This is a genomic window from Sutterella faecalis (assembly GCF_006337085.1).
Taxonomy (GTDB): domain Bacteria; phylum Pseudomonadota; class Gammaproteobacteria; order Burkholderiales; family Burkholderiaceae_F; genus Sutterella; species Sutterella faecalis.
The window spans coordinates 1,549,326-1,575,531 of the sequence record NZ_CP040882.1; the positions used below are offsets into that span (position 1 = coordinate 1,549,326).

25 protein-coding genes and 1 other RNA gene are annotated in these 26,206 nt (G+C 59.8%); 7 read left to right on the top strand and 19 right to left on the bottom strand.

What is annotated here, in order from left to right:
• Positions 1–17: 17 nt before the first annotated feature.
• From folP to FG381_RS06285, 3 genes are all read right to left on the bottom strand, one after another.
• A complete protein-coding gene (folP, locus tag FG381_RS06275; protein ID WP_139688021.1) occupies positions 18–866 on the bottom strand; it encodes a dihydropteroate synthase in 849 nt (282 codons plus the stop codon).
• 104 nt (positions 867–970) lie between these two features.
• Positions 971–2,992, bottom strand: a complete 2,022-nt coding sequence (gene ftsH, locus FG381_RS06280; protein WP_139688022.1) for an ATP-dependent zinc metalloprotease FtsH — start codon at positions 2,990–2,992, stop codon at positions 971–973.
• Between the two features lie 279 nt (positions 2,993–3,271).
• Positions 3,272–3,934 carry an RlmE family RNA methyltransferase gene (locus FG381_RS06285; protein ID WP_139688023.1) on the bottom strand — a complete coding sequence of 221 codons (663 nt, stop codon included), beginning with the start codon at positions 3,932–3,934 and terminating at the stop codon, positions 3,272–3,274.
• 77 nt (positions 3,935–4,011) lie between these two features.
• On the opposite strand from FG381_RS06285, the gene yhbY reads away from it, so the two are divergent.
• Positions 4,012–4,491, top strand: coding sequence for a ribosome assembly RNA-binding protein YhbY (gene yhbY, locus FG381_RS06290; RefSeq protein ID WP_139688024.1), 480 nt, complete (start codon positions 4,012–4,014; stop codon positions 4,489–4,491).
• Positions 4,492–4,641: 150 nt separating this feature from the next.
• Here the strand turns inward: yhbY and greA are convergent, their stop codons facing one another.
• From greA to ffs, 8 genes are all read right to left on the bottom strand, one after another.
• On the bottom strand, positions 4,642–5,118 hold the full coding sequence (gene greA, locus FG381_RS06295; protein WP_139688025.1) for a transcription elongation factor GreA: 477 nt from the start codon (positions 5,116–5,118) through the stop codon (positions 4,642–4,644).
• Positions 5,119–5,347: 229 nt separating this feature from the next.
• Positions 5,348–5,944 carry a D-sedoheptulose 7-phosphate isomerase gene (gene gmhA / locus FG381_RS06300; RefSeq protein ID WP_139688026.1) on the bottom strand — a complete coding sequence of 199 codons (597 nt, stop codon included), beginning with the start codon at positions 5,942–5,944 and terminating at the stop codon, positions 5,348–5,350.
• 51 nt (positions 5,945–5,995) lie between these two features.
• Positions 5,996–6,616, bottom strand: a complete 621-nt coding sequence (gene recR / locus FG381_RS06305; protein WP_139688027.1) for a recombination mediator RecR — start codon at positions 6,614–6,616, stop codon at positions 5,996–5,998.
• Between the two features lie 28 nt (positions 6,617–6,644).
• A complete protein-coding gene (modD, locus tag FG381_RS06310) occupies positions 6,645–7,481 on the bottom strand; it encodes a ModD protein (protein WP_139688028.1) in 837 nt (278 codons plus the stop codon).
• Between the two features lie 103 nt (positions 7,482–7,584).
• Positions 7,585–7,917 carry a YbaB/EbfC family nucleoid-associated protein gene (locus FG381_RS06315; RefSeq protein ID WP_226960341.1) on the bottom strand — a complete coding sequence of 111 codons (333 nt, stop codon included), beginning with the start codon at positions 7,915–7,917 and terminating at the stop codon, positions 7,585–7,587.
• 60 nt (positions 7,918–7,977) lie between these two features.
• Positions 7,978–8,358, bottom strand: a complete 381-nt coding sequence (locus FG381_RS06320) for a DNA polymerase III subunit gamma/tau C-terminal domain-containing protein (RefSeq protein WP_139688029.1) — start codon at positions 8,356–8,358, stop codon at positions 7,978–7,980.
• 46 nt (positions 8,359–8,404) lie between these two features.
• Positions 8,405–9,775, bottom strand: a complete 1,371-nt coding sequence (dnaX, locus tag FG381_RS06325; RefSeq protein ID WP_139688030.1) for a DNA polymerase III subunit gamma/tau — start codon at positions 9,773–9,775, stop codon at positions 8,405–8,407.
• 97 nt (positions 9,776–9,872) lie between these two features.
• Positions 9,873–9,971: signal recognition particle sRNA small type (ffs, locus tag FG381_RS06330), an RNA gene on the bottom strand.
• Between the two features lie 403 nt (positions 9,972–10,374).
• Here ffs and trxA point away from each other — a divergent pair.
• On the top strand, positions 10,375–10,695 hold the full coding sequence (gene trxA / locus FG381_RS06335) for a thioredoxin (RefSeq protein ID WP_139688031.1): 321 nt from the start codon (positions 10,375–10,377) through the stop codon (positions 10,693–10,695).
• 278 nt (positions 10,696–10,973) lie between these two features.
• Complete coding sequence (gene rho, locus FG381_RS06340; protein WP_139688032.1) at positions 10,974–12,230, top strand: transcription termination factor Rho; 1,257 nt, start codon at positions 10,974–10,976, stop codon at positions 12,228–12,230.
• A 121-nt stretch (positions 12,231–12,351) separates the two neighbouring features.
• Here the strand turns inward: rho and FG381_RS06345 are convergent, their stop codons facing one another.
• Together FG381_RS06345 and hemC are read right to left on the bottom strand one after the other, a co-directional pair.
• Positions 12,352–13,149 (bottom strand): uroporphyrinogen-III synthase, encoded by a 798-nt coding sequence (locus FG381_RS06345; protein WP_139688033.1) that lies wholly within the window; start codon positions 13,147–13,149, stop codon positions 12,352–12,354.
• Positions 13,146–14,075, bottom strand: coding sequence for a hydroxymethylbilane synthase (hemC, locus tag FG381_RS06350; RefSeq protein WP_139688034.1), 930 nt, complete (start codon positions 14,073–14,075; stop codon positions 13,146–13,148). The genes FG381_RS06345 and hemC overlap by 4 nt, the downstream gene beginning before the upstream one ends.
• Positions 14,076–14,443: 368 nt before the next feature.
• On the opposite strand from hemC, the gene FG381_RS06355 reads away from it, so the two are divergent.
• The 4 genes from FG381_RS06355 to FG381_RS06370 all read left to right on the top strand — a co-directional run bounded on the left by FG381_RS06355 (position 14,444) and on the right by FG381_RS06370 (position 19,119).
• Positions 14,444–14,731 carry a type B 50S ribosomal protein L31 gene (locus tag FG381_RS06355; RefSeq protein WP_139688035.1) on the top strand — a complete coding sequence of 96 codons (288 nt, stop codon included), beginning with the start codon at positions 14,444–14,446 and terminating at the stop codon, positions 14,729–14,731.
• Positions 14,732–15,004: 273 nt separating this feature from the next.
• On the top strand, positions 15,005–16,720 hold the full coding sequence (locus FG381_RS06360) for an ArnT family glycosyltransferase (RefSeq protein ID WP_139688036.1): 1,716 nt from the start codon (positions 15,005–15,007) through the stop codon (positions 16,718–16,720).
• A gap of 21 nt (positions 16,721–16,741) precedes the next feature.
• The gene (locus tag FG381_RS06365) at positions 16,742–18,169 is read left to right on the top strand and encodes an MATE family efflux transporter (RefSeq protein WP_139688037.1); all 1,428 of its coding nucleotides are present in this window, start codon (positions 16,742–16,744) and stop codon (positions 18,167–18,169) included.
• A gap of 173 nt (positions 18,170–18,342) precedes the next feature.
• A complete protein-coding gene (locus tag FG381_RS06370) occupies positions 18,343–19,119 on the top strand; it encodes a radical SAM protein (RefSeq protein WP_139688038.1) in 777 nt (258 codons plus the stop codon).
• A gap of 129 nt (positions 19,120–19,248) precedes the next feature.
• On the opposite strand, the gene htpX is transcribed toward FG381_RS06370, so the two are convergent.
• From htpX to cmk, 6 genes are all read right to left on the bottom strand, one after another.
• A complete protein-coding gene (gene htpX, locus FG381_RS06375) occupies positions 19,249–20,154 on the bottom strand; it encodes a protease HtpX (RefSeq protein ID WP_139688039.1) in 906 nt (301 codons plus the stop codon).
• Positions 20,155–20,373: 219 nt separating this feature from the next.
• Complete coding sequence (locus FG381_RS06380) at positions 20,374–21,543, bottom strand: lipopolysaccharide assembly protein LapB (RefSeq protein ID WP_139688040.1); 1,170 nt, start codon at positions 21,541–21,543, stop codon at positions 20,374–20,376.
• Between the two features lie 253 nt (positions 21,544–21,796).
• Entirely contained in the window at positions 21,797–22,975 is a 1,179-nt protein-coding gene (locus FG381_RS06385) for a porin (protein ID WP_139688041.1), read from the bottom strand.
• Between the two features lie 392 nt (positions 22,976–23,367).
• On the bottom strand, positions 23,368–23,676 hold the full coding sequence (locus FG381_RS06390) for an HU family DNA-binding protein (protein WP_139688042.1): 309 nt from the start codon (positions 23,674–23,676) through the stop codon (positions 23,368–23,370).
• 21 nt (positions 23,677–23,697) lie between these two features.
• The gene (gene rpsA / locus FG381_RS06395) at positions 23,698–25,392 is read right to left on the bottom strand and encodes a 30S ribosomal protein S1 (protein WP_139689151.1); all 1,695 of its coding nucleotides are present in this window, start codon (positions 25,390–25,392) and stop codon (positions 23,698–23,700) included.
• A gap of 138 nt (positions 25,393–25,530) precedes the next feature.
• Positions 25,531–26,187: a (d)CMP kinase gene (gene cmk, locus FG381_RS06400; RefSeq protein ID WP_139688043.1), complete on the bottom strand. Its 657-nt coding sequence runs from the start codon at positions 26,185–26,187 to the stop codon at positions 25,531–25,533.
• Positions 26,188–26,206 lie beyond the last annotated feature (19 nt).

The window sequence follows — 26,206 nt, forward strand, 5'->3', positions numbered from 1 at the left end:
AGTTGGTGAGAAGTCTCTCAGCAGCGGCCTCGCGCGTCAATGCGGATATCCGCGTGTCTGAAGGCTTTGAGAACGGCAAGCGCATCCGCGGTCTCGCGCACGTCGTGCACGCGCAGGATATGCGCGCCGCGCTCTGCTGCCATGAGTGCTCCGGCAACGCTCGCGGCAGCACGTTCATGCGGATTTTTTCTTCCCGTGATGCGCCCGAGACTCCCCTTTCGCGAGAGCGCTGCCATGAGGGGGCGGCCGGAAGACAGGAATCGCCGCGACGCAGCGAGCACCTCAAAATTCTGTTCGAGCGTCTTGCCGAATCCGAAGCCCGGATCCCAGGCGATGCGTTCGGGATCAACCCCGGCGGCAATGAGCGCTTCCTCCCGGCGGTTGAGATAGTCGAATGCATGCTCTACCGCATCCGCTTCAGCATCAAAGGGCCCCAGATGCATGATGACGAGCCCGAGGCGAGTGGAGGCCGCTGCATCCAGAGCCCCCGGCATTTCAAACGCGCGCACGTCGTTGAGAATGGCGGCGCCCGCTTCTGCCGCCTCGAGCATGATTTCAGGTCTGGAGGTATCCACCGATACGCAGAAGCCCTCGCCCGCGAGCGCCTTCACGACGGGCATCACACGGGCGCGCTCTTCTTCGAGCGGCACCTCTGATGCCCCCGGACGGGTGGATTCGCCGCCGACATCTATGATGCCCGCGCCATCGCCGCGCATCTTTCTCGCCCAGGAAACTGCGGCGGAAAGCGTATTGTGTTCGCCGCCATCGGAAAAGGAATCCGGGGTGACATTGAGAATCCCCATGATGACCGGGTCGCCCGTCAGGTCAAAATCAAAGGTCCCGCAGCGCCAGAGTTGTGCCGTCATTGCCGTTCGCCTGAAAAAGAATAGAAATGAAAAAGACCGCGTCCGCCCCGAAATGATTTCGGTTCAGATGCGGTCTTGCTCAAGGCTTCATGCGCTCAAGGAAATCAGCCGGCCTTGCCGGAATCGTCCTTCCCGGCTTCTTCGGGCCTTGAAGCTTCGTCCGTCTTCCCGGAAGCGTCGGATTGCGGCGCCTCCGTCCCGGGGGCTTCAGGAGCAGCCTTCGCATCGGAAGCTCCATTTGCTTCAGGCGCACGAGCTGCTTCTTCCTTGGAATCCGTCTTGAAGGGAGGAAGCTCCACGCCCGAAGAATCCTTCGGCGGCGTCGGAAGCTTTCCTTCCATGATCTCGTCGATCTGCTCCTTATTGATCGTTTCCCACTGCAGAAGCGCCTGCGCCATGACTTCCATCTTGTCGCGGTTTTCTTCAATGAGACGACGGGCAACGGCATACTGCTCGTCGATGATGCGGCGGACCTCTTCGTCAACGGCCTGCATGGTGCGTTCAGAGACATGCGTCGTCTTCGTCACCGAGCGGCCGAGGAACACTTCGCCCTCGTTTTCCGCATAGACCATCGGGCCCATGCGCTCGCTCATGCCGTAGCGCGTCACCATGTCGCGCGCGAGCTGCGTGGCGCGCTCAAAGTCGTTCGAAGCGCCCGTCGTCATCTGATGCATGAAGATTTCCTCGGCGATGCGGCCGCCGAAAAGAATCGCAATGCGCGTGAGAAGGTACTGACGGTTGTAGGCGTAGCGGTCCTGCTCAGGGAGCTGCATGGTGAGGCCGAGCGCGCGTCCGCGCGGAACGATCGTCACCTTGTGCACCGGATCGGATTCAGGCAGGAGCCTTGCAACCACAGCGTGACCCGATTCGTGATAAGCCGTGTTCCGCTTTTCGTCCTCGGTCATCACCATGGCGCGGCGTTCCGCGCCCATCATGATCTTGTCCTTGGCGTTCTCGAAGTCCTGCATGGAAACGACGAGCCCGTTCCTGCGGGCGGCAAAAAGCGCCGCCTCGTTGACGAGGTTGCCGAGATCCGCGCCGGAGAAGCCCGGCGTGCCGCGTGCGATGACCGCAACATCGACATCCTTGCCGACCGGGATCTTCTTCATGTGCACGTTGAGAATCTGCTCGCGGCCGCGGATGTCAGGCATCGGAACCACAACCTGACGGTCGAAGCGCCCCGGGCGCAGAAGCGCCGGATCGAGCACGTCAGGACGATTGGTTGCCGCAATCACAATGACGTTCGCACCCGTGTCAAAGCCGTCCATTTCAACGAGCATCTGATTGAGGGTCTGCTCGCGTTCGTCGTTGCCGCCGCCCAGGCCTGCGCCGCGCTGGCGGCCGACCGCATCGATTTCGTCGATGAAGATGATGCAGGGCGCGTTCTTCTTTGCCGTTTCGAACATGTCGCGAACGCGCGCAGCGCCCACGCCCACGAACATCTCAACGAAGTCGGAACCCGAAATCGTGAAGAAGGGCACGCCCGCTTCGCCGGCGATGGCCTTCGCGAGGAGCGTCTTGCCGGTACCGGGAGAACCCACGAGCAGGACGCCGCGCGGAATGCGGCCGCCCAGGCGCTGATACTTCTCCGGGTCCTTGAGGAAGTCGACGATTTCCTGAACGTCTTCCTTCGCTTCGTCGCAGCCTGCCACGTCGCGGAATCGGACGTGGTTTTCCTGTTCGGTGATCATGCGCGCCTTGGACTTGCCGAAGCTGAAGGCGCCGCCGCCCCCGGCTCCGCCCTGCATGCGGCGCATGAAGAAAATCCAGACGCCGATCAGAAGGAGCATCGGGAACCAGGAGACGAAAATGGTCGTGAGGAACGAGGGTTCCTCTTCGGCCTTGCCGTAGACCTGCACGCCCGACTTTCTCAGATCGTCGACCATCCAGAGGTCGCCCGGGCTCGTGAGCGTGTACTCAGCGCCCTGCTGCGGCGTAACGATGATGCGGCGGCCCTGAATGTCCACACGGCGGATCTTGCCGGCCTTGGCATCATCCATGAACTGGGTGTAGCTCGTCGTGTCGAGCGACTGCGTCGAATTCGTCTCGAACTGGCGGAAGACCGTAAAGAGCACCACCGCGACGAGAATCCATACGGCAATGCGGGCAAAAGACTTGTTGTCCAACTTTGAACTCCGGTCGCAATTGAATGCGAAGGAACGGAGATGTCCCTTCGGCTGAGGTCCGGCGCGCGCCTCCGCAAAGGAAGCCCGCCCGCTCTCAGAAAAAATTGCGCTTGTTTCTTATCTTTGTTTCCATGGGCTCCTGCCGGACTTTTGAGGCAACGCATGGAGCATTGCCGTCCGAAGGAGCAGAAAGGCTCAGCAATTGTAGCCGCGGGGCTATTTCTCTACCCGTGATTTCCCCGATTTTCGGGGAAGAGGAGCCCTCGAAAAGGAAAGCAGTTATTGCGAAAGCCCGGGATTCTTCAATTCCCGCGACACGAGATAAACCTCGGCTGAAGTGTCCCGCGAAGCTGCCGGCTTCTTGGCGGCGACCTTCCTGAAGACCTTCTTGAGCGCTTCAACGTACTGCGAATAGCCCGAACCCTGGAAGGCCTTCGTTACGAAGACGCCGTGGGGTGCAAGATGGTCCACGCAGAATTCAAGCGCGAGTTCATTCAAAAGAAGCGACCTCGCTGCATCCGCTGCGGCAATGCCAGAAAGATTCGGCGCCATGTCGGAAAGGACCACGTCGACCTTGTCTCCGTTTAGAATCGCGGCTAGCTGATCGGCCACCGACTGTTCGCGGAAATCGCCCTGCAGAAAATAGACATCCTCAATGGGATCCATCGGCAGGATGTCCATGGCGATGATGCGCCCGCGGACCTGACCGTTCTTGTCGATGAGCTTTTCGCGCACCACCTGCGTCCAGCTTCCCGGAGCCGACCCGAGGTCGACGACCGTGAGGCCCGGCTTGAGGAGATGCTCCTTTTCATTGAGCTCGAGAAGCTTATAAACGGAGCGCGCGCGATAGCCTTCCGCTTTGGAGCGCTTCACGTACGGATCATTGATGTGCCGTTCGATCCATGCGCGGTTGGATCTGAGTTTTTTGTTCGAAACGGGCATTCTTGCCCTCCCACAGAAGTTTTCTTTTTTCGGATGCTGCCTGACTTCGCGGCATCCGGCATTTGTGCTGAAATTTTATGAGTGAAATTACCCTTTCGCGCGACGCGCGCCTCACGCTGCGCTCGCAGGCGCATCACCTTGATCCCGTCGTTCTTCTCGGCGCCAACGGCCTTACCGAAGCCGTCATGAAGGAAATCGACCGTGCGCTTAAAGCCCACGAACTCATCAAGGTCAAAGTTCCGACCGACGACCGCGAGGAACGCGAGGCGATCTTTGCGAAGGTCGCCGATGAACTCGGCGCCGCCCGCGTGCAGATGATCGGCAAGCTCCTCATCCTCTGGCGTCCTGCCGAAGATGAAGAGGATGCGCCCACGGCCGAGGAATGGATCGCGCGCGCGGCCGCCGCTGCCCGCGGAGAGGACGCTCCGGCGCCGAAGGCGAAGAAGGTTGCTTCGAAGAAGCCCGGCGAAAAGAAGAAGAAGGCCGAACCTCAGCCCCGCCGCCGCGCTCGCCCGAAGACGAAGCGCACAACGAAGAAGGCTGCGCTTTCGAATTAATGCCCCGGGACTGAAGTCCTGACCCCAGAGTCCTTTGGGGACCTGAGGCCGAAACGGGAGATTCCCTTTGAAAGGAATCTCCCGTTTTTTGTTCGCGAGGCGCTTTTCCCGGAGCGCTTCAGGCCGAAGCCCGCCGGGAAGCGCCATGCATCACTTGTACTCGACCTCTTCGACCTCGAAGGTTACCTGGCCCTTCGGCGCCATGAACTTCACCGTGTCGCCTTCGCTCTTGCCGATCAGCGCGCGGGCGATCGGGGAGGAAACGGAAATGAGGTTCTGCTTGATGTCGGCTTCGTCGTCGCCCACGATCTGGTAGGTAACGCTCGAATCGTCATCTTCGTTGTAGAGGGTCACTGTGGCGCCGAAAACGATGCGGTCGCTTGCAACGGTCTTCGGATCGATCACCTGAAGCGCAGGGATCTTGCCCTCGAGTTCGGCAATGCGGCCCTCGATATGCCCCTGCTCCTCGCGGGCGGCATCGTATTCCGCATTTTCCGAAAGGTCTCCCTTTTCGCGAGCTTCGGCAATGGCGGCAACGACATTCGGACGTGCGGTCTTCTTCAGATATTCGAGTTCGGCCTTGAGCTTTTCAGCGCCCTTGGCGGTGATGGGGATACGGTTGAGCATGGTTCTTCCAGGTTCAAAAAAGCTTTTCGGGAGCTGCACCGGAGCTCTGCGTCCTCGCGAAGAAGGCGTAATGGAAAGAGACGCTTCGTGCAGACAAAAGTGAAGGGCGGCACCGCAAAGAAGCACCGCCCTTGGAATTGAATTCGTTCGAGGGGGGATTTTAGCAAATGGAGCCTCATCCGGCTCGAGTGGAGGATGTTTCTCCAGAGGCGCCTGCCGCAGCAGGACCTCATTCGTCCCTGTAGTTTTCAGGATCGAGCCGGCGTTCCACAAGCTCAATAAAGATGTGGATGCACTTGATGTGGAGCTCCTGCACGCGATCCGCGTAGCGTCCGCCCGGCGTGACGATCGCCACGTCGGAAAGCGCAGCCATCGGGTTCCCGGGCTTTCCGGTGAGCGAAATCACCTTCATGCCCTTCGCGCGTGCGGCCTCTGCAGCTCGGATCACATTGCGGCTGGTGCCCGATGTGGTGATTCCGAGAAGCACGTCGCCCGGCTGCCCCACGCCTTCGACGTAGCGCGAGAAAACTTCTTCGTAGCCGAAGTCGTTCGCCACGCACGCCAGATGCGAGGCATCTGCAATGGCCGTTGCCGCATAGGGACGACGGTTTTTGCGGTAGCGCCCCGTCATCTCCTCGGCAAAATGCATGGCGTCGCAGAGGCTCCCGCCGTTGCCGCAGGAATAAATCCGGCGGCCCGAGCGGATCGCCTCGGCCATGATTTCCCCGGCGCGGTCGATTTCCGCAAGCATTGCCTCATCGGCAAGCAGATTGTCGAGCGCTTCGCGCGCTTCCGTAAGCGCAGCCTTCACGTGCACGGAACTCATGCAGATAACCTATCAAAAGAGTTGCAGACCTAGGAGGGTCCGGAAAGAAATTCAAAGCCGGCGCCTGTCCTCCACGGCGCCCGCGATCGAGGCGAGATCGGTGTATTCGATCTCCAGCCCGGAAGGAAGTCCCCGGGAGAGCCTGGTGATTCTCAGGTCCGGCCAGCGCTTCTTCACGGCGCCCATCAGATAGTACGCTGTCGCGTCGCCTTCGGGCGTATAGGAGGTTGCCACCACCACCTCGCGCAGACCGTCCTCGCAGAGACCGAGCTCAATGCGCTCGAGGAGCTGCGGGAGTCCGATCTCCGCAGGTCCGGCGTTGTCCAGGGGCGAAAGGCGTCCGGAGAGCACGAAATAGAGCCCGGGCCAGGAAAGCGACGCATCAAGCGCCATCTGATCCTGCACGCTCTCGACCACGCAGATGAGCGAGCGGTCGCGTTTTTCGTCCGCGCAGACGGGGCAAAGCTCCGCCTCGCACCAGGTGCGGCAGAGCCGGCAGCGGCGTATGGCCGCCGTGCCTTCAAGCGCCTTTTTGAGGGCCTCGAGCTTTTCCCTGCGCTCCGGCGCAAGAAGAAAGAAAGCCGCGCGCTGCGCGCTCCTCGGGCCGTACCCGGGAAGTTCCTCGAGCGCCTTGATGAGCGCGGAGATCGCGGGAGAGGTTTCGATCGCCATCCTTTTATTCCTTCGGGATCAAGGTGGATCAGAGCCGCTCAAAGCGCATCTTCACATCCTGCGGAGCGCCCCAGTAGGGAGCGCTCGTTACGAGAATATCCGCCCCCGCTTCGGCATAGAGCGCGGCGTTCCCTGCGTTGACGCCTCCGGCCGCTGAGAGAACCACGCGCGGGGATTCCGCACGCGCGGCGTCGGCAAAGGAAGCAAAGTCTTCGGGCGAAAAGCGTTCGCACTGAATAATGTCGGCGCCGAGCCTCACAAAATGCATTGCTTCCTGCGGACTCCCTGCCTCAACGGCGACTTTTCTTTCCGGGCTTCTCGCCTGAAGCGTTTTAAACGCGGCTTCAAAGTCGCCGCAGAAGACGCGGTGCTGATCAAAGACGAGAATTGAATCCGAAAGTCCGAAGCGATGAACGATTCCTCCCCCTGCGAGGAGACCGGCGAGCGCAATGCGCTTTCCGCCGGGCCAGTGCTTTCTCGTGCCTGCAACCTGGATCTTCGGATTCACGGCGCGGGCGGCATCCACCATTGCGCGCGTGCGCGACGCGATTCCTGAGGCGTATTCCATCACGCACTGAGCCATTTTGTAGCCCGCATGAAGGCTCTCTGCCGGCCCCTCGGCCGAAAGAATCGCCTCGCCCGCCTGAAGCATGTCTCCATCCCGGGCGCGCAGGCACACGGAAGCCCCTGCGCGCGAAAGTACCGCTGCCGCAATCTCGGCGCCCGCCACAATGCCGGGGGTTTTGAATGCGGCAGTGATGCGCCCCGGAACGCTTCCGATGCCGAGTCCGACGGTCGTGAGATCTTCGTGCGGACAATCATCAAAAAGAATGGCGTCAGCAAAATCCTGAGGGAAAAGCGTCATGGGAACTCCGGGAGAGGAAAAACAAAAGAAAAAAGTAAAGCCCCGCAGAAGCTTTTGGAATCCGGCGGGGCTTTTACTTTCATCCTGAATCAATTCTCCCCGATCAGAAGGGGAGCTTCATGCCGGGAGGAAGCGGCACAGCCTGGCGCATGGCCGCCTCGCTCTTTTCGCGGCAGACGGCTTCGGCATTGTTGATGGCGAGAACAATCAGGTCCTCGAGCATTTCGATGTCTTCGGGATCGACCACCTTGGGATCGATCTCAATTCTGCGGCACTCATGCCCGCCCGTAATGGTGGCCTTCACGGCGCCGCTCGCGGCTTCGCCCGTGAATTCCATCGCCTTCAGTTCTTCCTGAACCTTGGCGAGCTTCTGCTGCATCTTCTGGGCCTGGGCCATCAGACCGCCCATTCCGCCCATGCCACCCATGTTGCGCATTGTGTTTTCTCCGAGAGTAGAAAAGTTGGAGTCGGGAAAGTTCTGCAGCGTTCCTGCGCTTCAGTTCTTTTCCGCCATCTCCTCCGGCGTGAGCGGCCGGATGGAATCTTCATCAATTTTGCCGTTGAAGAGCCGGACGATTTCCTTGACGACCGGATCGCTCTTGAATTTTTCAATCAGCTCCCTTCGCTCGGCTTCCTTTTTCCGGCGCTCGGCATCTGCCACGGTTGAGCCGGCCTCCACCGTTCCGGCGAGGAATTCCACCCGGAAGGCACGGCCGAGCCACACGCTGATTCTCTCCTCAAGGAGCTTCTTATTCTGCTCGGTGAGAAGAGACTGCACGCCGAGGCGCAATTGTACGCGAGCGTCCGTGAGCGAAATAACCTGCGACTGCGAAGCAAGCGACTTCAAGGGCCCTGTAAGACCCGCTCCCTCGATGATGTCCCGCCAGCTGAGAGAGGCAGAAGGCTGCCTCCCGGGGAGCCGCTCAGCTGGCGCCGGGCTCTCCCCGTGCGCTCTCCGGCCCCTCCATCCATGGAGGGAGGTTCTCCGGAACCGGACCCGCGGCGGATTTCGGGGGCGGCGTCGGTTCGGGAACAGGCTGAGGCAAGGGGGCCGACCCCGGCGCGGGCGCAGCGGGAGCCGGCGCCGGCGCGCGCTGAGGAGTCTGAGTGATCTGAGGCGCCTGAGAAGCGCCTTGCGGAATCATGGAGGCTTTAGCGCCGCCGTCCCTCGCTGCGGGCTTCATCCGCGAACCGGCGGGCCGGAAGGCCAGCATGCGCAGAAGCGTCATCGTGAAGCCCGCATATTCGTCGGGCGCAAGCGCAAGATCGTTTCTGCCGTGAAGCGCAATCTGGTAGCAGAGCTGAATTTCCTCGGGCGTGAGGAGACCCGCAATCTCCGCCATTTCGGCGTAGCCCGGGTCGTCGGAGGCAACCGCGCTCGGCACGCGCTGCAGGAGCGCAATTTTATGGAGCATTCCGGCGAGTCCGCGAAGCGCCTCGCCGAAGGAAACGCTTTCGCGCTGCATCTCGTCGGCGTAGCCCATCATCTTCGGGGCGTCTCCCGCCGCCAGCGCTTTAAGAATGCCCGCGAGCGCATTTTCCGACGTCATGCCGAGCATCGATCTCACGGACTCCGCCGTGACGGAGCCGCCCGAAAAGGCGATCGCCTGGTCGAGCAGCGAGAGTGCGTCCCGCATGGAGCCCCGCGCGCCCTCGGCGATGATGCGTAGCCCCGGGCGCTCCGACTGAATGCCTTCTTCCTTCAGGATGTATTCGAGATGCTCAACAATCCCCGCTGGGGTCATGTTGCGCAGGCTGAACTGGAGGCAGCGCGAGAGCACCGTCACCGGAACCTTCTGAGGGTCCGTCGTCGCAAGAATGAACTTCACATACTCGGGCGGCTCCTCAAGGGTCTTCAGCATCGCGTTGAAGGCCGTATTGGAGAGCATGTGCACTTCGTCGATCATGTAGACCTTGTAGCGGCCTTCGGTCGGCGCATACATGGCGCGCTCAAGGAGCTGCGTCATATCCTCGACGGAGCGGTTTGAGGCCGCATCCATCTCGATATAGTCAACAAAGCGTCCTTCATCGATCGCGCGGCAGGCCTCGCAGACGCCGCAGGGGTGCGCGGTGACGCCGCCCTTGCCGTCGGCGCCGCGGCAGTTGAGCGCCTTGGCGAAAATGCGCGAAATCGTGGTTTTGCCGACGCCGCGGGTGCCGGTAAAGAGGTAGGCGTGATGCAGACGCCCTTCGGTGAGGGCGCGCGTCAGCGCCGTGACCACGTGGTCCTGGCCGACGATCGACTCAAAGTCATGGGGGCGCCACTTGCGCGCAAGTACCTGGTAGCTGCTCATGGGATGAGGCTCATTCTTTTTGCTTCTCAGGCGCACATTCTAGCGAATGGGCCTCCGGGGACCGCGAGGGCGCTCAAGCGGATTTTCCAGATACGAAAATGGCGAGCCTTATCCTCGGCACTGCACGCACACCAGTATGGCTGCTTCGTTCCCGACCTGACCAGGTTTCCGGGGCGCGCATGCGAGGGGACCCGCCAAGCCGCGAGTATAGGGAAGAAGCGCGAGATTTGCAAAAAATTACTTCTGAAGGCCCATGAAAACGTTCTCCCTGCACGGACGCTCCTTCCCGAGGTGCTAGTATTGCCGGCATCACATCAATGGGCCAGCCGGCGCTATTCCGAAGGCGTTTTCCGCCGAGAGTTCTCCCTCTCCAGACGCTGATATTTTCTGCAGCCGGCTTTGAATGGCCTCTCTCTTCTCTGCTTTGAAAGAGCCTTCCCGGAAAGGGAATCTTTCCTGATTCCCCCGAAACTGCGGCTCTAGAGGCAAAAAGTCATTCACTCGATTTTCTTCCCTTCTCTTTCTTCCTTTTGAAGAAGAAAGATCTCGTTGATTGAGACGGAAGAAAAGCAAATTTATTTTCTTTCCTGGAGACATCCATGAGCGAAATTCTTCACATCACCGACGCCGACTTCGATAAGACCGTCAACAGCGACACCACTGTTTTCGTCGACTTCTGGGCCACCTGGTGCGGTCCCTGCCGCATGCTCGCTCCGCGCCTTGAACAGGCCGCCCAGACCTTCGACGGCCGCGCCGTCATCGCCAAGTACGACTGCGACCAGTCTTCCGGCAAAGCCACCGAGTACGGCGTTCGCGGCATCCCGACCATCATCGCCTTCAAAAACGGCGAAGTCATCGACCAGCGCACCGGTGCCTGCGACCAGGCGACGCTCGACGCCTTCATCGAAAAGAATCTCTAAGATTCGATTCCCTGCACGGTTTGCGAGAGGGCGCCTCTGATGTCGGCGCCCTCAGCGAACCTCCTTCCCCCGGATTCTCTCGTGGGGAAGCATTCACGCCGCAAAGTTCCCGGCATGCCCGGGGAAGCAAAAATAATCTTCGGCGCTTCGAATCGATATTCCCATTACCCCAATACTCATCCGTCCAGGCTTTCCGAATCCTGCGCTTTGCCGGAGTTTTTTTTCTGCTCCGCTCAATGCGCGCATGAATTCAGAAGCGGCGGAGCAACCACCAATCCATGCATCTTTCCGACCTCAAAGCGCTTCACGTTACGCAGCTTCTTGACATGGCTGCCGCCCTCGAAGTCGACAATGCCCAGCGCATGCGCAAGCAGGAGCTGATGTACGCCATTCTGAAGAAGAAGGCAAAGCTCGGCGAAACCATATACGGCGACGGCACGCTCGAAATCCTCCCCGACGGGTACGGGTTCCTGCGCTGCCCCGACACGAGCTATCTCGCGAGCGCGGACGACATCTACATCTCTCCCTCGCAGATCCGCCGCTTCAACCTCCATACGGGCGACTCGATTGAAGGCGAAGTCCGCATTCCGAAGGAAGGCGAACGCTACTTTGCGCTCGTGCGCGTCGAAACGGTGAATGATCTTCCGCCCGAAGCGCTCAAGCACCGCATGCTCTTTGAGAACCTGACGCCGATCTTCCCGAATGAGCCCCTCATTCTCGAGCGCGACATGCGGGGCGACGAGAATCTCACGGGCCGCATCATCGACATGATCGCTCCCATCGGCAAGGGCCAGCGCTCTCTGATCGTCGCGCCGCCGAAGTCGGGCAAAACGGTGCTCCTGCAGCACATCGCCCACGCGATTGCCGCCAACTACCCCGACGTCGTCCTCATGGTGCTTCTCGTCAACGAACGCCCTGAGGAAGTGACGGAAATGCAGCGCACGATCCGCGGCGAAGTCGTTGCCGCCACGTTCGACGAACCGGCCGTGCGCCACGTTCAGGTCGCGGAAATGGTGATCGAAAAGGCGAAGCGCCTTGCGGAATCGAAGCGCGACGTCGTGGTGCTTCTCGACTCCATCACGCGACTTGCGCGCGCCTACAACCAGGTGATCCCGTCCTCAGGCAAGGTTCTCACGGGCGGCGTCGACGCCAATGCCCTCGAACGTCCGAAGCGCATCTTCGGCGCCGCACGCAAGATCGAGGAAGGCGGCTCCCTCACGATCATCGGCACGGCCCTCATTGATACGGGTTCGCGCATGGACGACGTGATCTACGAGGAATTCAAGGGAACGGGCAACAACGAAATCCACCTTGAGCGCCGCATGGCTGAAAAGCGCGTCTACCCGGCCATCAACCTCAACCGTTCGGGTACGCGCCGCGAAGAGCTGCTCTTGAAGCCCGACGTTCTCCAGAAGGTCTGGGTCCTGAGAAAGTTCCTCTACGACATGGACGAACTCGAGGCGATGGAGTTCCTCCTCGACAAGCTGAAGGCCACGAAGACCAACGCCGAATTCTTCGACGCCATGAAGAAGTAAGCCTGGGGAGCCTCGGGCGAAGCTTCTGCCTCGTTCCCAGAGGCCCCCAAACAAAAACGCCGCTTTCATTCCGATCTTCCGGGAAAGCGGCGTTTTGGCGCTGAAGCTCGAAGCGGAGCACTCAATGCGCGAGGTGCTTGAGGATGTGAGTCTTCACGGTTTCATCATCGGTCGAGGTGAGTTCGATCTGAGAGAAGCCCGCCTCTCTCAGGCGCTTTTCAATTCTCGGATGAATCGCCACCGCCACGCCCGACGTGACCCAGTCGCGCGCACCGGCGACAGGACGCACGGCATGCATGAGGACATCGACCGCATCGGTGCTCGTGATGTAGACCACGGGCGAAGGACCCGCCACCGCAAGCTGCAGACGGCGGAATTCCTGCGCATCAAGCTCGAGCGGCATGCGCACATAAGCGCAGAGCACGACAACGTCGCTCCCGATGCTTCTGAATTGCTCGGAGAGCCACTCGCGCCCCGTCTGGCCGCGAAGGAAGAGCACGCGCGAGGGCGCACCGTGCGCCTGCACAATGGGCCAGAGCGCTTCGGAACCTGAATGCTCCGCATCGCCCTCTGGATAGATGAGCTTCACCTTGTCGCCCCAGGCGGCGCGAATGACGCGGGCGGTTCCCTCACCCACCGTGGCGAGCGTGATGTGCTCGGGCCACTCCCGCACCCAGTGCGCAACCGCCGTCACGGCTGCCGGACTCGGGAGGACCACCATCTCAACGTCGTCAAGGTTCGAAAGCCGCTCCGTGATGAGATCGGTTTCCTGCGGGAGTTCAATCCGGAAAGCCGGCCAGCGCCAGACATTGGCCGACAGGGCTTCCAGCTGTTCGGCAAGGCGATTGTTGGCTTCGCCCGGCCGCATCAGGATGACGGGACGGCTCTGGGCCGCATCATGCGCATTCGAAAGGATCATTGGAGGCAGGCCTTGAGATATTCTTCGGCGCCCTGACGGCGAAGGTCGGCAACGACCTTGGCGGCGAGCGCTTCCGGATCAGAAAGAGGACCGCGGGCTTCGGAAAAGACCGCTTCGCCGATGTGATGGTTGCCGACAAGGGCGCGCAGCCAGAGCTCGCCATTTTCAACGATGGCGTAAGCGGCGAGCGGCACCTGGCAGGAGCCGCCGAGCGCGCGCGACACAGCGCGTTCGGCAAAGCAGCAGGCGCGCGTTTCAGGGCTGTTGATGAAAGCGAGAGCTTCCTCCATCTTCTTGTCGCCGGCACGGATTTCAAGCCCGAGCGCGCCCTGACCGGGCGAGGGAAGGCTCACCTCTGCCGGGATGATCTCGCGGATGCGCTCGGCGAGCCCGAGGCGCTTCAAACCGGCGCTCGCCATCACGAGCGCGTCGTATTCGCCTTCGTCGAGCTTGCGAAGGCGCGTTCCCACGTTGCCGCGCACCGGGAGCACCTTGAGGTGCGGATAGCGCATGCGCAGCATCAGTTCACGACGCAGGCTCGCCGTACCGACGCGCGCGCCCTCAGGCATTTCGTCGAGCGAAGCGTATTTAGGGGAGACGAAGGCGTCTCTCGGATCCTCGCGTTCAGAGACGGCAACGAGCTCAAAGCCTTCGGGAAGCTCCATCGGCACATCCTTCAACGAATGCACCGCAAGGTCGGCTTCGCCATTCTGCATGGCAACCTCAAGCTCCTTCACGAAGAGGCCCTTGCCGCCCACCTTGGAGAGCGTGCGGTCAAGAATCTGGTCGCCGCGGGTCGTCATGCCGAGAAGCTCCACCGATGCGCCCGGATAGCGGTCGCGCAGAAGCGCCTGAACATGAAGAGCCTGCCACATGGCAAGGGGACTTTCGCGGGTGGCGATGACGCAGCGGTCAAACTGGGACATGATGCTTTGGAGAACTGTAAAAGAAGTGAGCAAGAGGAGCGTTTTCCTCCGGGAAGCCGTGATCGTTGATCATCCTGACGGGAAAGCGCTGCGAAAACGATTGAAATGATGTTCCATTCTAGTTTGCGCCCTTTTTTTCGGCCTTAAGGAAATCCAGGCGCCCGGACCTTAAGAAGACATCCCTTTCATTCTTAGAAAGAATCCTGCACTTCTTCGCTTGCACTCTTCAGGCGCTTTAGGGATAATTGCCGGTCTTCCCAGTTGGCACGTGGGCCGGCATGCCCGTTGTAAGACCTCCCCAGGATTGGAGGCGGACGCGCAAGGCCGCCAGGGCGACCGACAACAAAAAACTAGGAAAATTTCTTCAAATGAAGCCGAATATTCATCCCGAGTACCGTCCCGTCGCTTTCATCGACCTCTCGATCAACAAGACGTTCATCATCCCGTCGTCCGTTCAGACGCGTGAAACCACGGTGATCGACGGCGTGACCTACCCGCTCTTCAAGCTCGATACGTCGTCCGCCTCGCACCCGTTCTACACGGGCGCCCAGACCCGCATCGTCGAAGCGGGCCGCGTCGAGAAGTTCCGCGCGAAGTTCGCCGCCAAGAAGCAGGCGCTCAACACCGCTGCCGAAGCCGCCAAGTCCGCCAAGTAATCCGGCTGACGACCCCTGGCAGGAGCCGCCTTCAGAAAAGCTCCGCCACGGCGCTTCCCGCAGGGCAGATCCGCAGAAGGACTTTTTTCGGAAAGCCTCTGCGGACGCAGAGAAAAGGAGAGATCCACATTGTTGGGCTCTCCTTTTCTTTGCGTTACCAAAAGCCTGCAGCCAGCTTCCGTTCGGCTTCCCGGCCGCACGTCCGCCTTCAAAGGCCTTGAGAAGAAAACCCGCTTCTTCCATCCCGGGCCTTTTGAGAAAGGAATTTTCCGCATGCTCACTCAGCGTCCTACTCCCGCCTTCCTCTCGCAGGAGGCCGCCCGCAGACTGCCGCGCTTTGCGCTCTTTCTGCTTCTCGGCGCCTTCATTCTTTCAGGCCTCTGGTCTCAGGATCTCTGGACGCTGCGTGATGCGGAAACGTTCGGCATCTCCCGGTCGATGGTTTCGGAGGGGCTGATCGCCTGGCTTCTCCCAGAAGTTTCCGGGATGCCGGTATCTGCAGGCCCTGTGAGCGGCTGGGTTGCGGCCGTTTTTGCTTCACTCTTTTCGGGCCTCGCGGGCGAAGTCGGCGCCTATCGGCTTGCGAGCCTCTTCTGGTTTGCGCTCACGACAGCCTCTCTCTGGTACGGCGCCTACCAGCTGGCTCGTCGCAATGAAGCGCAGCCCGTCGCCTTCGCATTCGGCGGTCAGGCCGAACCAAGGCACTACGGCCGCGCGGTAGCGGACTGCGCCGTACTTCTTTTTGTGGCGACTTTCGGCATCGTTGCGCGCCAGCATGAACCCATTGCCGGAACAGCGCTTCTTTCCTTTGCTGCGCTCAACTTCTTCGGCATTGCAAGGACGCTGAAGCACCCCTTCGCCGGCGCCTTCCTTTCCGGTCTCGCCTGCGGCTTTGCCGCCATTACTTCCGCCGTGACGGCGGGGTTGTGGCTTCTCTGCGCGACCATCATCGTTCATGCCTTTGCCCGCACTTTTCCGGGAAGCCGCGACCGGCGCATTCTCTCTGCGCTTGCAGGAACTGCGCTCCCCGTCGTGCTCTGGGCCGGCGCTGCATTTGCGCTATACCCGGAGACCGCCGCGGTCTGGTTTGAAAAATGGGCGAACCATCAGGCGGAATTCTTCGACCTCGCCTCTTCGCACACCGTGCTCTGGCTCCTGCGCACGAGCGTCTGGTTCCTCTGCCCGGCCTGGCCTCTTGCACTCTGGGCGCTCTACAGCTGGCGCCGGCAGCTCGACCGCTCGCAGATTCTGATTCCTGCCGCACTCGTTCTTACTGCAGCCGGTGCCGGGCTCTTTACCGAAGAAGGCGCGGCTGAACTACTCCTTCTGATTTCCGTGCCGGGCCTCATGACGCTCGCGGCTTTCGGGCTTATTACGCTCCGTCAGTCGAGAGAAAACCTCCTTGACTGGTTTGCCATCTCAGTCTTCTCGGTTACGCTCATTGCGCTCTGGCTCTATTGGTTCGCGTCTATGCTCGGCTTCCCGCCCAAGATGGCGCATTCGATCGCGATGCTCTCTCCCGGCTTTGAACCGGCCTTCGGCTGGGGGGCGCTCACGGGCTTTGCCGCCTGCGTCGTCTGGGTTGTTTTCGTCGCATGGCGCCTCACGCACCGTCCGATCGTCGTCTGGCGCGGCCCCTGGCTCTCCGCTGCCGGCATGACCGCTACGGCCATCACCTTCCTCGGACTCTGGCACCCGGCAATCGACATTGCCCGCTCCTATAAGGCGCCCGCACAGGAGGTTCTCTCTGAAGCGAAACGCCTCACGGGCGAAAATTCGCCCCTGATCGAGGGCGACATGCTCTCTCCGGGCATCCGAACGGTCTTCACGCTCCATAGCGGCATCCGCTTTGTACCGGCGGGCGATGGCGCCCGCTTAAGGCTCGTTCGCTATCGCGGCAACGATGCACCTGCCGAAGCGCTCACGCCTGGGATATCACGACCCCATACGGATGAAGCCTTTACCCTCGTCCCCGGACGCAACCGCTAATTTCCCTTTTCAAAAAGCGTCATGCCGCAGAATCTTCTTCCTCCCGACATTTCGTTCAAAGCGCTCCTTCGTCTCGCCGGACCGATCTTTGTTGCCAACGTTGCCATTATCGGCAGCGGCACGATCGACACGATCATGGGCGGACAGCTGGGCGCAGAACATCTGGCCGCCATTGCACTCGGCATTGCGGCGACGATCTCCGTTCTCATGGGACTTGTCGGCATCCTTCAGGGGCTTTCGCCCGTCGCCGGCCACCATTACGGCGCCCGCAAGATGACCGAAATCGGCATCGACCTCGGTCAGGCCATGTGGCTCGTACTCGGCTTCTCCCTCGTGGGCGTCCCCATTCTGATGGCAACCGACTTCTGGATGGAGCTCGGCGGCGCCAAGGGTGAAGTCGCCCGGATGGCCACCCAGTACATGTTCTGGACGGCGCTGGCGCTCCCGGGCTCCATGGCGGCGCGCACCTTCATTGCGGTCAATGCCGCCGTCTCGCGCCCGCGCGTCACAATGTGGGTGTCGCTTGCCATGCTCGCCCTCAAGGCGCCCCTCAACGCGGTCTTCATGTACGGGCTCTTTGGCCTCCCCGCTCTCGGGGGCGGCGGCGCCGGCATCTCTTTCTTCATCCTCACTTATCTCTCCCTCATCGCCTACTGGGTGATCTGGAACAAGGACAATTTTTATAAGAAGATGCACGCGCCGGGCTTCGTCCGCCCCGAATGGAAGCGCCTCTGGAACCTCCTCAAGATCGGCGTCCCGATGGGACTCTGCACCTTCTTTGAGGTTTCGAGCTTCACCCTGATGGCGATCTTCGTATCCCGCCTGGGGCCGGACATCATGTCCGCGCACCAGATCGTCGCGAACCTCACCTCCATGTGCTACATGGTGCCGCTCTCGCTCGGCATCGCCACTTCGGTCCTCATTGCGCAGTCTCTTGGCGCCCGCTGGCCCTCCGTTGCCTATGAGTGCTTGAAGCGCACGCTGAAGCTCATGGTGACGATTGCTGTCGTGATGTCCGTGCTGCTCTTTCTTTTCCGCAGCGTCATTCTCTGGCTCTATACGAGTGAAGTGGAGGTGCATGAGCTCGCGATGTCGCTCATTCTTTTCGGGTGCTTCTACTACGTCTTCGACGCGATGCAGTCGGTTTCCGCTTTTGCCCTTCGCGGCTACCGCGTCACGATGGCGCCGATGATCATCTACGGCGTCATGCTCTGGGGCGTCGGGCTGGGTCTGGGCTACCAGTTTGCCTTCCATGGCGAATGGGCGGGAGGTCCTTACGGAGTTTTCGGATTCTGGGGCGCTACGGCGACCGGGCTCTTCCTCACCGGCATCAGCCTGACCCTCATGGCGCTCTGGGTGGGACGCCAGTTCGCGAAGGATGATTCGCATAGCCCCGATGAGGTGAAGGCCGCCATTCAGAGAGCGGAATCCCACAAGCCCCTCTCCTGATGGGGCACGGCAAAAACAGCTGAATTCATTTGTAAACGGGTCTTTCTTCTTCCGGAAAGATCCGTTTTCTTTTGTCTCAGGATGAAGCGGCCGTGAGCCGGAAAGACTCTCGTGTGTTATGTTCAGGGAATCTCTTTTTGACAGCAAAGCTGCCTGACATTTCAGGGCATCCTATGTCCACGATTCTTTTCCCCAGTCCCATCTTCGGCCCCGTTCATTCCCGGCGGCTCGGCATTTCGCTCGGCATCAACCTTCTTCCCGCGGACGGCAAGATCTGCTCCTTTGACTGCATCTACTGCGAATGCGGTCTCAACGGCTCCCACCGTCCTCACCTGAAGATGCCCTCGCGCGCACTGGTGCGCTCCGAGCTTGAGGCTAAGCTTGCCGAAATGGCTGCAGCCGGCCAGAAGCCTGATGCGATTACCTTTGCCGGGAACGGGGAGCCCACGGGACACCCGGAATTTGCACAGATCGTGGACGACGTGATTCAGCTTCGCGACCGCTTTGCGCCCAAAGCCAAAATCAGCGTCCTCACGAACGCCTTTCACATTCTCAAGCCCGAAGTCTTTGCCGCGCTCCAGCGCGTCGACAATCCGCTTCTGAAGCTCGACACCGTAAATCTCGAATACATCGAGTTCGTCAACCGCCCTCAGAGCCGCTACGATCTTGAGCGCCTGGTCGAAAAAATGAAGGCATTTAAGGGCGACTGCATGATCCAGACGATGTTCATGAAGGGTACCTGGGAAGGGAAATCGGTCGACAACACGTCCGAACGCTTCGTGGGACCCTGGCTCGCCGCCGTGAAGGCCATTCACCCGAAGCTCGTCACCATCTATACGATCGACCGAGAAACGCCGGACAAGAGCCTTGAGAAGGCCTCTCACGAAGAGCTCGATCGCATTGCCGCACGGCTTCGTGAAGCTGGTCTCGAATGCACGGTGAGCTATTAACTACTCACTCATTCCCCAACCGCTGTAACAGCGCCAGACGCAAAAAAAGGCTTCCCCGGAAACTTGGATTCCATGGGAAGCCTTTTTGTTTTCCTTCCGCCTCATTGAAGCGTCAGGAGCGCATGAAGATTACTGCGCGTTCGTATAGCGGTGCTCGCGAAGGGCAGCCACGCGGTCTTCGATCGAGGGGTGGCTCGCGAAGAGCGAACCAATGCCGCCCGAAATGCCGAAGCCCTTGACGTTGCCAGGAAGCTCGTTGGGTGCAATGCCGCCCAGGCGCTGCAGAGCGTTGATCATCGGCGTGGTGGAGCCCATGATGTCCGCAGCCCCCGCGTCCGCGTGGAATTCGCGATAGCGGCTGAAAGCGGCGACAACCATCGAGGCGAGGAAGCCGAGGCAGATGTCGAGCACAAGCGAGGTGACGTAGTAGCCCACGCCCGGCGCATCGTCTTCATTGCGCAGAATCTGACGGTCGACGACCCAGCCGATGATGCGCGAAAGGAAGACGACGAAGGTGTTCATCACGCCCTGAAGGAGCGTCATCGTGACCATGTCGCCGTTCTTCACGTGCGAGAGTTCGTGCGCGAGCACGGCTTCAACCTCTTCGCGGTTCATGAGGTTGAGAAGCCCCGTCGACACGGCGACGAGCGAGCTCGAGCGCGAGGCGCCCGTTGCAAAGGCATTGGGTTCGCCGTCGTAAATCCCTACTTCAGGCATCGGGAGGCCTGCCTTCTGGGCTTCGCTGCGGACAACGTCGACGAGATAGCGTTCAACCGGGGTCTGAGGATTATTCACGTCGATCATCTGCAGACCCATCGACATCTTCGCCATCGTCTTCGACATCAGGAGCGAAATGATCGAGCCCGAGAAGCCCACCACCATTGCAAAGACGAAGAGCGTTCCGAGATTGAGCGATTTCCCGCTCATCGTCCCGAAGTTGATGCCGAACACCATCTGGATCACCGTGAGAATCACGGAGAGCATGATGAAGATGGCGAGATTAGCGAGTATTAAAAGGCCGATGCGTTTGAACATGGCTTTCTATTCCTTTCCTTAGCGTCCTCTGGAGACACAAATGCTTTTGTGAGAGATGACGAGCGCCGCTTCTTAGCATTCTTGGGGTTGCGGCGCCGCAGGCATCCAGTATTCAGGCGTGCGGATGCGTTAGTTGTGATTTTACGGATGAGGAGAAAAAATTCCCTTAACCGGCTTTCTCCCCTTTTGTAACAAATGCGCGGGAGATTCTTCGATTTTTTAGACCGCGCGCTTTTTGTCTTCAATGCGCCGCGGCGAGAAGCTGTCCCAGGCGCCGCAACCCAGGCAATGCCACGAGAAGCTCGACGCGAGGAACCCGCACTTTCTGCACTGGTAGCGCGACCAGCGGCGGGCGTTCTGTTCGAGCAGCCCCGCAATCATCTTCGTCATCTCGTCGTCGGGATTCCCCTTCAGCTTCATCTGCATCATGGCGTTGAAGGCCGAAAGGCTCGGGTGTTCTTCAAGGAAGCGCCTTGCAATCTTTTCGGCCGACGACACGCCCTGCCAGGCGGCAATGCGGGTGAGGGTCGCCTCCATAACGTCGGCAGTGCCCAACTTTTCCGTAACCTCAAGGAGGAGCGCGAGGGCGCCTGCCTGGTCGCCCTCCGCCGAAAGGGCGTCTGCGAGGTGACCGATGACGAGAGGTGCATAGTCAGGGTGCTTCTCAACCACATCCTTCCAGTAGCGGATGGCTTCCGAGGCTGAACCCTCCGCCATGGCGACCTTCGCGACCGTAATGTCGACGCGGGGCGTGGCATCCTGGTAGCGCAGAAGCGGCGTCACAAGAAGACGAGCTTCCTCAAGGTTCTTGTGCTTCAACGCAAGGTCGATGCGTTCGCAATAAAAGTGTGCGATCTCTTCGGCATGGTTTTCACCGGCCTGCGTTTCAAGGAGACGAGCCGTTTCCGTAGCCGCTGCCCATTCGTGTTCGGTGACGTAGATCTTCAGGAGTTCGCGAAGCGCATGGAGGTGCTCCGAGGGGACGCTTGCGAGCTTTCTGTATGCCGCTTCAGCGCGATCAAAGAACCCGGCGCAGAGGAAGTCACGGGCAAGTTCCTTCAAAGCGAGCGCACGCTCTTCATCCGGAAGATCCGCGCGATTGTAGAGATGCCTGTGAAGCCTCACCGCTCGTTCGAATTCGCCGCGGCTTCTGAGGAGGTTGCCGAGCACGCGCTCGAGCTCAGTCAATTCCGGATCGACGCGCACGACTTCAATGAAGGCGTCAATGGCTTTATCCGGCGCTCCGTCCAACAGAAGCGCGAGACCCCGGGAACAGACTTCCGGGACTTTTGCGGCTTCGCCGCGCTGCCGCTGATCCCAGCCGCGGCACCACCAGCCGGCAAAGAAGAGAACCGGAACAAAGATCAGATACCAGTAGTCGAATTCCATCGCGCGGTGCTTCCCAGAAATAAATCAGCGTACGGCATCGGATATCGCCGCACGAAGTCAAAGAGAGAAATTTTACTGCGCTCCGGAGTTTCCGGACTTTTTGAGAATCGTTCTTCTCTGCGTGAAGCACATTTTTCAAACGCAGCATATGAAAACGGCGCACCTCCTTTCTAGGAAATGCGCCGTTGGCGTTCTTTTGATCCTAACCTCAGAAAACCGGGCTTCGGATCAGATCAATCTCAGAGAAGTGAGATTAGAACGTGTGAGCGAGGCCGACGTAGACGTTGGCGGTCTTTTCTTCGTAGTCGCTCTTCTGGGTTTCCAGATACTTGTCGAACGAAGCTTCAGCATAGCCGCCGCCGACATAGAGCTTGGTACGTTCGCTCAGCTGATAGCCGTAACGGGCAGCAAGGCCATAGTACTGAGCATCGCCATCCTTCTTGACGCTGTCGCCGATGAAGCCGTCTTCAAGCGTAGCATCGACATAGTAGAGACCAACGCAGAGCTCACCGTTGGCGCCAACCGGGGCAACCGTGCCCAAGTGGAGGCCATAACCCTTGTAGCCCTTTTCAGAGTCGACTTTTTCAAGAACGGTATCGTCACCACCAATCGTGAACGCATCAGAGCCAAAGACGCCACGGGCGCCAGAGAAATACTGAACTTCAGCGAAAAGCTTCGCAACTCCGAAATCGTAATTGCCGCCGACGAAGACGAGATTCTGGTCGTCGCGTTCATAATCCACATCACGAGAAGTTGTGGAATACTTCGTCAGTTCATAGCCAAGAGCAAACTGAGCAGGGCCATATTCACCAGTCAGGCCAGCGGAGAGATAACGATCAGCCGTGGACTCGCCTTCAACATGAGTCTTGTCCTCGTTCACGTTATCCATCTTGAAGGAGTACTGAACGATACCCTGGAGACCAGCAACACGCGGCGTGGCATAGGTGATCATGTTGTCGTAACGATCGCTGGCAGTGAAACCCCAGACAGCGTTGTCGCCACCATCAAAGGACTCAACGTAGCTGAGCAGATCATACGTGCCAGCCGACGAGGCGATGCCGCCCATGCGACCGAAAGCAAGTTCACCGAACGGACCGTAAACCGTCAGAGCAGCCTCACGACCGAAGAGACGGCCATCGTTGCCGAGTTCGCCGCTGTCAGTATCGACACCATTTTCGAGCTTGAAGCCAACCTTGTAGCCATTACCGAGGTCTTCAACGCCCATAAGGCCAAATTTGCTGGCCGTATCAATGCCCGAGGTCATTTCAAGCTTATTGTCGCCATCAACGACTTTCGATCCATCGAAACCCTTAACATCGCTGTAGGTATAGGAGAGGCCCTGGTCGATGGCGCCGTAAAGCGTCACATCAGCAGCCATGGCGGAGCCGGCAAACGCGCCGAGGACGGCGAGCGCAGCAAGAGTCTTTTTCATTTTCAGAAATCCCATTTAAAAGCCCGCCGGCATAGTGCTCTGATGGCGAAATGCTTCGGCGGACGTGAAACGAATGCCCTCAGGGCATTCGCAGCACTGGCGTAGCGGACTCCTTGCACAAGACCGGAACGCCGATTGAACCGAAGTTCATCATAGGTAGAACGGAAGATCTATTCGAGCGTTGATTTTCGTAAATGAGAATTTTTCTCGATTTTTCAATTACCTCCTAATTGTGATTTTTGTCGGATAGAAGCAACAGCCGTCACAATCCGTCGTCCCCGGGACACATATAAGAAAAGCCGCACTCCCTCGAAAAGGAATGCGGCTTCCAGAATGATTTCTCTGAGAGATCCTCATTCAGTGAATCAGGATCTCCAGAGAATCATCTTTGGTCAGACATCAGATTCGCGGCTCGCGTCCACGCGCTCCCTCAGACCCTTGCCGGCCTTGAAGAAGACGGTGTAGCGGGCGCGCACAGCAACTGCCGAACCATCCTGGGGATTGCGGCCGACGCGCTCCGGACGATATTTCAGTCCGAAGGAGCCGAAGCCGCGGATCTCAATGCGGCTGCCTTCTACCAGCGTGTCGGCCATCGTATTGATGATCACGGCAGCGGAATCCATGCAGTCGCGCTCGCGAAACGTCGGAAGACGCCCGTAGAGCTCAGCAAGAAGTTCGGATTTGGTCATGGAATTACCCATGGTTGCCTCCTCTGACTCTGATTACTTCTGCTCGAGCTTGGCCTTGAGCAGAGCGCCAAGGTTCGTCGTGCCCGTGGCGGAGCCGGCGTCAGCGTTGACGCGGTCGAGCGCAACGCGGGCTTCAGCGGCGTCCTTCGCCTTGATGGAGAGCTGGATGCTGCGGTTCTTGCGATCAAGGCTGATCACGGCAGCTTCAACTTCCTGGCCGACGGAGAGGACGGTCGTGGCGTCTTCAACGCGATCCGTGGAGATCTCGGAAGCGCGGAGGTAGCCTTCGACGTCGTTGCCGAGGTCGATCACGGCGCCCTTGGCGTCAACCGACTTGACGGTGCCCTTGACGACAGCGCCCTTCTCGTGCGTGGAAGCGAACGTGCCGAACGGATCGCCGCCGAGCTGCTTGATGCCGAGGCTGATGCGTTCACGATCGGTGTCGATGGCGAGAACCATGGCTTCGACTTCGTCGCCCTTCTTGTACTGACGGACAGCTTCTTCACCGGACTCGTTCCAGGAGAGGTCGGAGAGGTGAACGAGGCCGTCGATGCCGCCCGGAAGGCCGATGAAGACGCCGAAGTCCGTGATCGACTTGATCTGGCCCTTGACGCGATCGCCCTTCTTGTGGGACTGAGCGAACTCATCCCAGGGATTCGGCTTGCACTGCTTCATGCCGAGGCTGATGCGGCGGCGGTCTTCGTCGATGTCAAGAACCATGACTTCGACTTCATCGCCGAGCTGAACAACCTTGCGCGGATCGACGTTCTTGTTCGTCCAATCCATTTCGGAGACGTGCACGAGGCCTTCGATGCCGGCTTCGACTTCAACGAACGCACCGTAGTCGGTGATGTTCGTGACCTTGCCGAAGAGACGGGTGCCCTTCGGATAGCGGCGGCTGATGCCGATCCACGGATCTTCGCCGAGCTGCTTGAGGCCGAGGGAGACGCGGCTCTTTTCCTTGTCGAACTTGAGAACCTTGGCGGTGATTTCCTGACCAACCTGAACGACTTCGCTCGGATGGCGGACGCGGCGCCAGGCGAGGTCGGTGATGTGGAGGAGGCCGTCGATGCCGCCGAGATCAACGAACGCACCGTAGTCGGTGATGTTCTTGACGATGCCCTTGACGATGGCGCCTTCCTGGAGCGTCTCGAGGAGCTTGGCGCGTTCTTCGCCCATGTTGGCTTCGACGACGGCGCGGCGGGAGACGACAACGTTGTTGCGCTTGCGGTCAAGCTTGATGACCTTGAATTCGAAGGTCTTGCCTTCGTACGGCGTCGTGTCCTTGACCGGACGGGTGTCGACGAGCGAACCCGGGAGGAAGGCGCGGATGCCGTTGGTCATGACGGTGAGGCCGCCCTTGACCTTGCCCGTGACCGTACCGGTGACGAGTTCGCCGGATTCGAGCGCCTGCTCGAGGTTCATCCAGGCGGCGAGGCGCTTGGCCTTGTCACGCGAGAGGATCGTATCGCCGTAGCCGTTTTCGACGGACTCAATAGCGACGGAGACGAAGTCGCCCGGCTTGACGGTCACTTCGCCATGGTCATCCTTGAACTCATCGATAGGCACGTAGGCTTCGCTCTTCAGGCCGGCGTTGACGACGACGAAGTTGTAGTCGACGCGGACGACTTCAGCGGTGATGACTTCACCCTGACGCATTTCCTGGCTGGCAAGGCTCTGCTCAAAGAGCTCAGCGAAGGATTCGGGCTTGTTGGTTTCGTTGGACATTGTGGAAAAAATAATGTTTTGAAGCACGCCGCATTCTCAGGTCTCTAAGACCCGGAACGGGCGGAGTTGATGGAAAAATTCGGGCGGCCGTCCGTTGATCAGGACAACACCCGAAGGAAACGTTTATGTTACAGCAACTTAGCGCGCAAGTTGCCACCAGTCGAGCACTTTTTTAACGACTTCTTCAATCGTCATGTCGGATGTATCGAGAAGCTTCGCATCCTCTGCGGGCTTCAGGGGCGCTGCCGCCCGCTCGCGGTCGCGCCGATCGCGCTCCTCAAGGTCGCGCGTCAATGCCTCGCGGTCGGCTTTGAGCCCTCTCGCCTCCAGCTGCTTAGCGCGCCGCTCGGCCCGCACCGCAGCAGACGCCGTCATGAAGATCTTTAATGGCGCCTCAGGGAACACCACCGTCCCCATATCGCGACCGTCCGCAACCAGTCCGGGTGCCTGAGCCGCATTTCTCTGGAGGTCGAAGAGCGCTTTTCTGACGCCCGGGATGGCCGCCACCTGAGAAGCGGCAACCCCCACTTTTTCCGTGCGGATGGCTTCCGTCACATCGCGGCCCTCGAGCCAGATGCGCGAATCACGGAAAACGGGCTTCAGATTTCTAGCGACCGCTTCCGCTGCTGGCCCGTCCGAGAGATCAATTCCGGCCTCAAGGGACGCGAGTGCGGCAAGCCGATAGAGCGCGCCGCTGTCGAGATAATGAAAGCCGAGCGCATTGGCTGCTCGTTCGGCAATCGTGCCCTTGCCGCTCGCGGCCGGTCCGTCAATGGTGATCACTGGTACGGTCATTGTTTCTCTCTCGCTTATA

What these genes read in the sequence shown, in the direction of transcription:
- folP (WP_139688021.1), bottom strand. Translation starts at nt 866, where the DNA reads ATGACGGCACAACTCTGGCGCTGCGGGACCTTTGATTTTGACCTGACG.
- FG381_RS06285 (WP_139688023.1), bottom strand. Translation starts at nt 3,934, where the DNA reads ATGCCCGTTTCGAACAAAAAACTCAGATCCAACCGCGCATGGATCGAA.
- yhbY (WP_139688024.1), top strand. Translation starts at nt 4,012, where the DNA reads ATGAGTGAAATTACCCTTTCGCGCGACGCGCGCCTCACGCTGCGCTCG.
- greA (WP_139688025.1), bottom strand. Translation starts at nt 5,118, where the DNA reads ATGCTCAACCGTATCCCCATCACCGCCAAGGGCGCTGAAAAGCTCAAG.
- gmhA (WP_139688026.1), bottom strand. Translation starts at nt 5,944, where the DNA reads ATGAGTTCCGTGCACGTGAAGGCTGCGCTTACGGAAGCGCGCGAAGCG.
- recR (WP_139688027.1), bottom strand. Translation starts at nt 6,616, where the DNA reads ATGGCGATCGAAACCTCTCCCGCGATCTCCGCGCTCATCAAGGCGCTC.
- modD (WP_139688028.1), bottom strand. Translation starts at nt 7,481, where the DNA reads ATGACGCTTTTCCCTCAGGATTTTGCTGACGCCATTCTTTTTGATGAT.
- FG381_RS06315 (WP_226960341.1), bottom strand. Translation starts at nt 7,917, where the DNA reads ATGCGCAACATGGGTGGCATGGGCGGAATGGGCGGTCTGATGGCCCAG.
- dnaX (WP_139688030.1), bottom strand. Translation starts at nt 9,775, where the DNA reads ATGAGCAGCTACCAGGTACTTGCGCGCAAGTGGCGCCCCCATGACTTT.
- trxA (WP_139688031.1), top strand. Translation starts at nt 10,375, where the DNA reads ATGAGCGAAATTCTTCACATCACCGACGCCGACTTCGATAAGACCGTC.
- rho (WP_139688032.1), top strand. Translation starts at nt 10,974, where the DNA reads ATGCATCTTTCCGACCTCAAAGCGCTTCACGTTACGCAGCTTCTTGAC.
- FG381_RS06345 (WP_139688033.1), bottom strand. Translation starts at nt 13,149, where the DNA reads ATGATCCTTTCGAATGCGCATGATGCGGCCCAGAGCCGTCCCGTCATC.
- hemC (WP_139688034.1), bottom strand. Translation starts at nt 14,075, where the DNA reads ATGTCCCAGTTTGACCGCTGCGTCATCGCCACCCGCGAAAGTCCCCTT.
- FG381_RS06355 (WP_139688035.1), top strand. Translation starts at nt 14,444, where the DNA reads ATGAAGCCGAATATTCATCCCGAGTACCGTCCCGTCGCTTTCATCGAC.
- FG381_RS06360 (WP_139688036.1), top strand. Translation starts at nt 15,005, where the DNA reads ATGCTCACTCAGCGTCCTACTCCCGCCTTCCTCTCGCAGGAGGCCGCC.
- FG381_RS06365 (WP_139688037.1), top strand. Translation starts at nt 16,742, where the DNA reads ATGCCGCAGAATCTTCTTCCTCCCGACATTTCGTTCAAAGCGCTCCTT.
- FG381_RS06370 (WP_139688038.1), top strand. Translation starts at nt 18,343, where the DNA reads ATGTCCACGATTCTTTTCCCCAGTCCCATCTTCGGCCCCGTTCATTCC.
- htpX (WP_139688039.1), bottom strand. Translation starts at nt 20,154, where the DNA reads ATGTTCAAACGCATCGGCCTTTTAATACTCGCTAATCTCGCCATCTTC.
- FG381_RS06380 (WP_139688040.1), bottom strand. Translation starts at nt 21,543, where the DNA reads ATGGAATTCGACTACTGGTATCTGATCTTTGTTCCGGTTCTCTTCTTT.
- FG381_RS06385 (WP_139688041.1), bottom strand. Translation starts at nt 22,975, where the DNA reads ATGAAAAAGACTCTTGCTGCGCTCGCCGTCCTCGGCGCGTTTGCCGGC.
- FG381_RS06390 (WP_139688042.1), bottom strand. Translation starts at nt 23,676, where the DNA reads ATGGGTAATTCCATGACCAAATCCGAACTTCTTGCTGAGCTCTACGGG.
- rpsA (WP_139689151.1), bottom strand. Translation starts at nt 25,392, where the DNA reads ATGTCCAACGAAACCAACAAGCCCGAATCCTTCGCTGAGCTCTTTGAG.
- cmk (WP_139688043.1), bottom strand. Translation starts at nt 26,187, where the DNA reads ATGACCGTACCAGTGATCACCATTGACGGACCGGCCGCGAGCGGCAAG.